Annotated in this window: 5 protein-coding genes; 4 read left to right on the top strand and 1 reads right to left on the bottom strand. The window is 63.2% G+C overall.

Going from position 1 to position 7,002, the window contains the following annotated elements; genetic code table 11:
- Positions 1–415 (bottom strand): winged helix-turn-helix domain-containing protein (locus tag AC1D00_RS19790; RefSeq protein WP_477011822.1); only part of this gene is annotated, 415 nt, incomplete at its 3' end.
- Between the two features lie 1,122 nt (positions 416–1,537).
- Here AC1D00_RS19790 and AC1D00_RS19795 point away from each other — a divergent pair.
- From AC1D00_RS19795 to AC1D00_RS19810, 4 genes are all read left to right on the top strand, one after another.
- Entirely contained in the window at positions 1,538–2,086 is a 549-nt protein-coding gene (locus AC1D00_RS19795; protein WP_235885796.1) for a sugar dehydrogenase complex small subunit, read from the top strand.
- A gap of 31 nt (positions 2,087–2,117) precedes the next feature.
- Positions 2,118–3,764 carry a GMC family oxidoreductase gene (locus tag AC1D00_RS19800; protein ID WP_135177458.1) on the top strand — a complete coding sequence of 549 codons (1,647 nt, stop codon included), beginning with the start codon at positions 2,118–2,120 and terminating at the stop codon, positions 3,762–3,764.
- Between the two features lie 2 nt (positions 3,765–3,766).
- On the top strand, positions 3,767–5,221 hold the full coding sequence (locus AC1D00_RS19805) for a c-type cytochrome (protein WP_477011823.1): 1,455 nt from the start codon (positions 3,767–3,769) through the stop codon (positions 5,219–5,221).
- 67 nt (positions 5,222–5,288) lie between these two features.
- On the top strand, positions 5,289–7,002 hold a 1,714-nt coding region (locus AC1D00_RS19810), incomplete at its 3' end, for an MOSC domain-containing protein (protein ID WP_477011824.1).

Raw genomic sequence — 7,002 nt, forward strand, 5'->3', positions numbered from 1 at the left:
GCCCTTGAGCCCGCTGATTGGCCGCCAGATCACGCGGATTCGATCGCATCGGCATCGCCGCGTTGTGAACCGGAGCGACGAAACAATACCCGCGGCCGGGAACGTTGACCACGTAGGACTCGCCACCCTTGCTGTCATCCAGAGCGCGGCGCAGCTGGACGACATGGAAGCGCAGGCTGCCCTCGTCGACCGTCAGGCCGGGCCAAGCCCTCGCGATAAGGTCGGCTTTGCCGACGACTTCGCCGGCACGGTCAACCAACAGACAGAGCAGATCGAACGCGCGGCTGCCAAGGGGAACGGACGCACCATTGCGCTCGAGCAGGCGTTCCTTCGGAACAATCCGGAAGGGCCCGAAAGCAAAGGCATCCGGGGGAGCAACAGGCCGTGCAACTGGTTTGGTCGTGTCGCAGTTCACCAAGATCACCCATGCCCCTCAAGGCGGGGGCCCCTTCGATCAAATCGCCCGAAAATGCAGGCCACACAGTGCAGGCCCGATGCTTCAATGTCCTGACAGGCAGAGCCCGCTTATCCGATCGACCCAGCGCCGGGCGCGGGCGTCACAACTGTCACGCTACATCTCACCTCCCCGCTCGAGATACGTCTTCACCCACGCCATCCTGCGTAAGGCGGCCGGCTTTGGCTCGTTAGACGTTGCAAGATTTTGTTATGATGCAAAGCGATTGACGGTGTCCGCCTGACGCAACCGCATCACGTCCGAACCTCCCGAATATCCTTTAAGCCTTTCTCTTCTAAGCCCAATTTGACGCGTAAGACCAACGTTTGCGGCACCCATTGCACCGCTTCGGGGACGACAAGCTTGTCGCCAACACCATTGCTTCCGCGCTTGAGCTGTCTCAGCCGGGCAACTTTTTCTAGAGTTCTGTCGCTGGACGCAGCAGGCACTCGCGTCCCTCGAAGGTGCGCGACTCGGCAGCCGGGCGGAGATGCAGCTGCAGACTGCTCCTGGCATTGCGGTGATGTCTACGCAGGGCAATACGGGAAGCTGTACGCGCGGCGTCCACTCGCAAAGTCTAACAACGCATAACGTGCTAACAGCCGGCCTCCCGTACAGAGTGCCGCCATGAGTAACGAGGAACGTCACGAGTTCGAGCGAGTTCGCGCCGGCACGCATCGTGCTCGGCTGAAGATCCATCCGAACGAGGCAAAGGGCGAGAGTCATGGACATCTTGAGGCTCGAAAGGTTGGGCGCCCCCGTCGCCAGCGGCGGCCAGTTGATCACGGGACAGAACCCGCATTCGTCAGGTCCGGCCGCAAGCACACTGCTGGCGAAGCTGGGTGAGATCGGCACGGGCCCATGGGAGCACCACCTCCCGGAAGATCGCTCAGGGCCCGCTTCACATTCCCCAGGTGGAGACTGGCCCGCACGCTGGCTGCGAGCAGCGGGAGCCGCGCACTCTCCTTGCGAATTTGACTTGCGCGGGAGAGATCACATCACGGATCAGATCGATCAAATGCGCCGGCGGGTGATCGGCGTCAACGGGCCTGCAGCACAATGCTAACAGCGAGAGGTACGGATATGTCCGATTCCTACCCGGACGACTGTCCCACGGCCTTCAGTCTCACTCGCCGCCGCGACGTGTTGGTCGGCGGGCTGCTATTTGGCGCGATTGCCGCTCTGCCAACGCTGCCGGCCGTTGCAGCGCCGGCCTTGTGGTCCGATGAAGCTGCGGCGCGGTTCATGGAGATTTCATCTCTGCTGGTCCCCCACCGCCTGAAAGCAGAGATCGGAAGCCGCATGGGCGCTGCGATGATGGCCTTGAATCCTGCGCTGTTGCAGCAAATTGACGGCCTCCTTTCCATCGCCCGAGCTAAGAACGCGCGCGTTGTCGAAGACTTCTTCGCCGACGTACCAGATGGTCCGCTCAAAGATACTGCACTCGCGATCATTTCCGCCTGGTATCTCGGCGTCGTCACGGGCGCTCCCGACGCCGAGGTGTTCGCCTATGAGTACGCGCTCATGTACGGGCCGACGAGGGACGTCATGACCATTCCCTCCTATGCGATCTCGGGGCCGAACCGATGGACGGCCGATGCGCCTCCACTGAGCAACATGCCAGAATTTTGAATGCGATGCTCGCGAGCGAGGAGTTATTCAGATGGCAAACGACCACAGCGCGGACATCGTCGTCGTCGGAACCGGCGTGGTCGGTTGCCTGATCGCGCAACAGGCTGTTGATGCAGGTCTGTCCGTGTTGATGCTCGAAGCGGGGCCTCGCGTCGATCGTTGGCGAATCGTCGAGAATTTCCGCAACCTCCCGCCGAGCCTGCGTCTGTTTCACTGGAATGCGCCGTACCCGCCGAAGCCATGGGCGCCGCACCTCGAAACCCGCACGGCCAGCGAGCAGGAGCAGTATCTTCAACTGGAAGGGCCGAATGCCCGCGCCTATCTGCAGGGCTACGTCCGCTACGCAGGCGGCGCGACCTGGCACTGGGCCGGAATCTGCTGGCGTCTAACGCCCGAGGACATGCGCCTGAGGAGCCTGTACGGGGTCGGCCGGGACTGGCCGTTCGGCCACGAAATCATCGAGCCCTACTACACACGCGCGGAATAYGCGATCGGCGTCAGCGGTCCATCCGACCCGATGTTGCAGTGGCCGACGAATGGAAAGCGCTCAAAGCCCTATCCCATGGGCCCAATTCCCTTCGGTCCGGGTGAGCATCGTTTCACAGAGGCCGCGGCGAAACTCGGGATGATCAACCTGCCCGCACCCCAGGCCCGCAACAGCGGCGTCTCCTATGACGGCCGGCCAGCGTGTTGCGGTAACAACAACTGTTTTCCAGTATGCCCGATCGCCGCGAAATATGATGCGGCGACGGCCTTACCGAAGATCGAGGCCAAGGGCGGAAAAATTCTGGCCAATGCGGTCGTTTATCGAATCGAGACGGACGAGAAGAACTCGATCCAGGCGGTTCACTTCTTCGATCCAGACAAGCGCTCGCACAGGGTGACCGGCCGGCTCTTCGTGATTGCCTGCAACGGCATCGAAACGCCAAAGCTGCTGTTGCTGTCAAAGGACGAACGCAACCCGAACGGCGTGGCGAACAGCTCCGATCAGGTTGGTCGCAACATGATGGATCAGCCGAAGCTCACAGCGGAGCTGGAGCTGCAGGAGCCCCTCTGGACGGGCGTCGGGCCGGTCCAGAGCAGCAGCATTCTCAATACCACGCAAGGTGACTTCCGCGGCCGCCATGCCGGCGCGATGTTCCGTATGGAGAATTTCGCCCGTAGTCCGCTCGGCGCGGCCGCCGCGCTGAAGAAGGGCCTGGTGGGCAAGGCCCTGGATGCAGAGATCCGGCGGCTTTCCGCCTGTACCGCAAGATTGACCGTCGAGCATGAGATCCTGCCTTCGGCGAATAACCGCCTGACGCTGTCCAGCCAGAAGGACTGGCTCGGCATCAATAAACCAAACATCCATTACGATGTCGGCGACTATGTGCGTCGAAGTGCCGAGGAATACACCGTACCACGACTGCGACGGCTGGCAGCCGAACTCGGCGCCACCAAGTTCCAGCTGTCTCCCGAATTTCTCAACAGCGACCACATCATGGGCGGCTGTATCATGGGGACCGAACCGGCGACGGTGGTGGTTGATACCGACTGTCGTGCGCACGATCATCCCAACCTGTTCTTGCCTGGCGGCGGTGCGATGCCCAGCGCGACGGCTTCGAACAGTACACTCACCATGACAGCGCTGGCGCTGAAGGCCGCGGACGCGATCGTCAATCAACTGAAGCACGGCTGACCATGAGCAATCCCAGCCCCCACCTCGGCGCGCTGCTCATCATTTTCGCTGCTACCGCGCTCGCCGGCAATTGTCGTGCAGCCGATCCGCCCCATCAAGCGGCCGCCGAGATCAAGCGCGGAGAATACCTGGCAATCGCCGCTGACTGCGCCGCCTGCCATACGGCACCTCGCGCCAAACCCTTCGCGGGCGGACTGCCCATCGGCACGCCGCTTGGCACCATCTATTCGACGAATATCACACCGTCGACGGATTTCGGAATTGGGCGCTACACGGAGGAGGAGTTTTCGCAGGCGCTCCGGCGCGGCATTCGGCGCGATGGCGCGAACCTCTATCCTGCGATGCCGTACACATCTTATGCCAAGTTCACCGAAGAGGACGTCCGCGCGCTCTATTTGTACTTCACCCGAGCAGTAGAGCCGGTCGAACAACGCCCGCCATCGACGAGCCTTCCGTTCCCGATGAATATCCGTGCCTCCATGATCGCCTGGAATCTGTTGTTCCTGGACTCGGGACCCTTCGTGCCGGACCGAAATCAATCGCCAGAATGGAACCGGGGCGCCTACCTCGTGCAGGGCGCAGCGCATTGCGGCACCTGCCACACGCCGCGCGGCCTTCTCATGCAAGATGAGGATAGCCGTGCCTTGTCGGGCGCGCAGGTCGGGCCCTGGTACGCGCCAAACATCACGCCGGATCCGATCAGCGGCATTGGGCGCTGGACCAAGGAAGAGCTCATTGCGTATCTGCACACGGGACACCTGTCCGGAAAAGCGCAAGCAGCCGGCAGCATGGGCGAAGCGGTCGAGGATAGCTTCCAGCACCTTGCTGCCGCAGACCTCGACGCTATCGCGACGTATATCAAGACTATCCCGGTCGTTCGCGATCCGGCCGACCGGGTTTCCCGTTTCTCGGCCGGGAAGATGTCCTCCGCGCTCGCTCAGTTGCGCGGGCGTGACGGCATCAGGTCCGATAGCGAGTCCGATCCCGGCGGCGCGGAGCTCTTTCAAGGCAATTGCGCCTCCTGCCATTCGACTGAGGGTCAAGGCAGCAAGGATGGCTACTACCCGAGCCTGTTCTCGAACTCGGCCACCGGAGCGAGGAACGCGACCAACCTCATTGCGACCATCCTGTATGGCGTAAACCGCACCACGTCGGAACGACAAGCCTTCATGCCGGGCTTCGGCGGTCACCCGACCGACGCCAATCCGCTCAGCGATCGCAACATCGCGGCGCTGGGCAACTACGTGCTCACGCACTATGGGTCGGCCGATACCATCATCACCGAACAACAGGTCGCGGAGGTACGCTGGGGCGGCCCTTCCTCGCCACTGCTCGCGCTCGCCCGCGGAGGCATGGCAGCCGCGGCGGTCATCGTGCTTTTGGGTGCGGCCCTTTTTATCATCCGGAGGCGAGGAGCTGCCGCCTGGCGTGCCAAGCGGACGGCGCCATGCACATAGCGGGTACAGTCGATCGAGGCTTCTGTTCCGGATCGAGAGTACGGTGATCGTCGTGAGGAGCAACACGATGGGACGCTTGTTGTCGGTCAATGTGGGCTTGCCGCGGGACATCGTCTGGCAAGGTAAAACCGTCCATACCAGCATCTGGAAAACGCCGGTCGAGGGGCCGCGCATGGTGCGCCGGCTCAACATTGACGGCGACGGACAAGGGGACCTCGGCGGCCACGGCGGTGAGCGGCGCGCCGTCTATGTCTATCAGCTCGACTCCTATCGGTATTGGGAACGCCACCTCGGCAGGAACGACTTCGTGTACGGGCAGTTCGGAGAAAATTTCACCGTCGATGGCCTGCCGGATGCAGCGGTCTGTATCGGAGACCGGTACCGGATCGGCGGAGCCGTATTCGAGGTGACGCAGACGCGCGTCACTTGTTACCGGCTCGGCATCCGCATGAACGAGCCTGAAATGGCCGCGCTGCTGGTCAAGCACGGCAGGCCGGGCTTCTATTTCCGCGTGCTGGAGGAAGGCGAAGTGAGGGCCGGCGACGAGATCACGCTCGTCGCGTCCGGGCCCGAACAGATGAGCGTGTCCGAGATCGACGCCCTGCTCTACCTGCCCGGCCACCCGGCCGCTCGACTGGAGCGCGCACTGCGCATCCCTGCACTGAGCGCCGGCTGGCACCGCTCTTTCGAGGCCTTGCTGAAGCAGGAGCGCAAGGACGGTGCGGCGACGGGAAATGCCGGCCTCGGTCTCGCATCCAGCACGGCACCTCCGTGGCGTGGGTTTCGTCCGCTTCGCGTGTCTCGCAAGGAGCGCGAGACGCGTAACGTGATTTCGCTGGTGCTCGAGCCCACAGACGGGCAACCCATCGCCGCCGCTCTGCCCGGACAATTCGTCGTGTTGCGGCTGGGGCCGACATCTGCTTCTGCGCTGATGCGCAGCTATTCGCTGTCCGGCGAGCCTGGCACCGCGTCTTATCGCGTGAGCGTCAAACGGGGAGCCCATGGTGCGGCCAGCACCTATATCAACGATGAGCTGAAGGTCGGCGACATCGTGGAGGCCAGCGCGGCGCGCGGCAGCTTCACATTGCGGCAAGGCGACACGCCTGTCGTCCTGTTGAGCGCCGGCATTGGAGTCACGCCGGTGCTCGCGATGCTCCATGCGTTGGCGGCCGAAGCAACGACGCGAGACGTCTGGTGGCTGTACGGAACCCGCAGCGGCCGCGAACATCCGTTTGCCAACGAGGCGCGCGAGCTGCTGGCGGCGCTCCCCCACCGCCACAGCCGGATCTGCTACAGCTCTCCGGATCCGGCGGATCGCCCCAATGTTAATTTCGACGTCCGTGGCCGCCTGGACATGCGCGTGCTTGAGCAACTGAATCTGCCGCGCGATGGTGATTTCTATATTTGCGGACCGACCAGCTTCATGAGCGATCTGTCGGCAGGCCTTGCGGCCTTGGGCGTCGCCAAAGATCGCATCCACACCGAGATATTCGGCCCCGGCCCCTCCAGCCCCCCGGGCATTGCCGCTCCGCCACGCCGCCCGCCGCATGTACCGGCGGGACCTCCCGGCTCGGGACCTACGGTTTCGTTCGCGCGTTCCGGACTCAATGTCCGCTGGGGGCCATCCTTTCAGAGCTTGCTCGAGCTGGCCGAGGCTTGCGACGTCCCGGTGCGATGGTCGTGTCGAACGGGGGTGTGCCACAACTGCGAGACCGGGCTGGTGGCGGGGCAGATCGGCTACCACCCGGATCCGGTTGATGCACCGGCAGACGGCAATGTGC

Source organism: Bradyrhizobium sp. P2_E8, assembly GCF_056403875.1.

Excerpts from the sequence above, each read along its gene's own strand:
- AC1D00_RS19795 (WP_235885796.1), top strand. The coding sequence starts at position 1,538 with ATGTCCGATTCCTACCCGGACGACTGTCCCACGGCCTTCAGTCTCACT.
- AC1D00_RS19805 (WP_477011823.1), top strand. The coding sequence starts at position 3,767 with ATGAGCAATCCCAGCCCCCACCTCGGCGCGCTGCTCATCATTTTCGCT.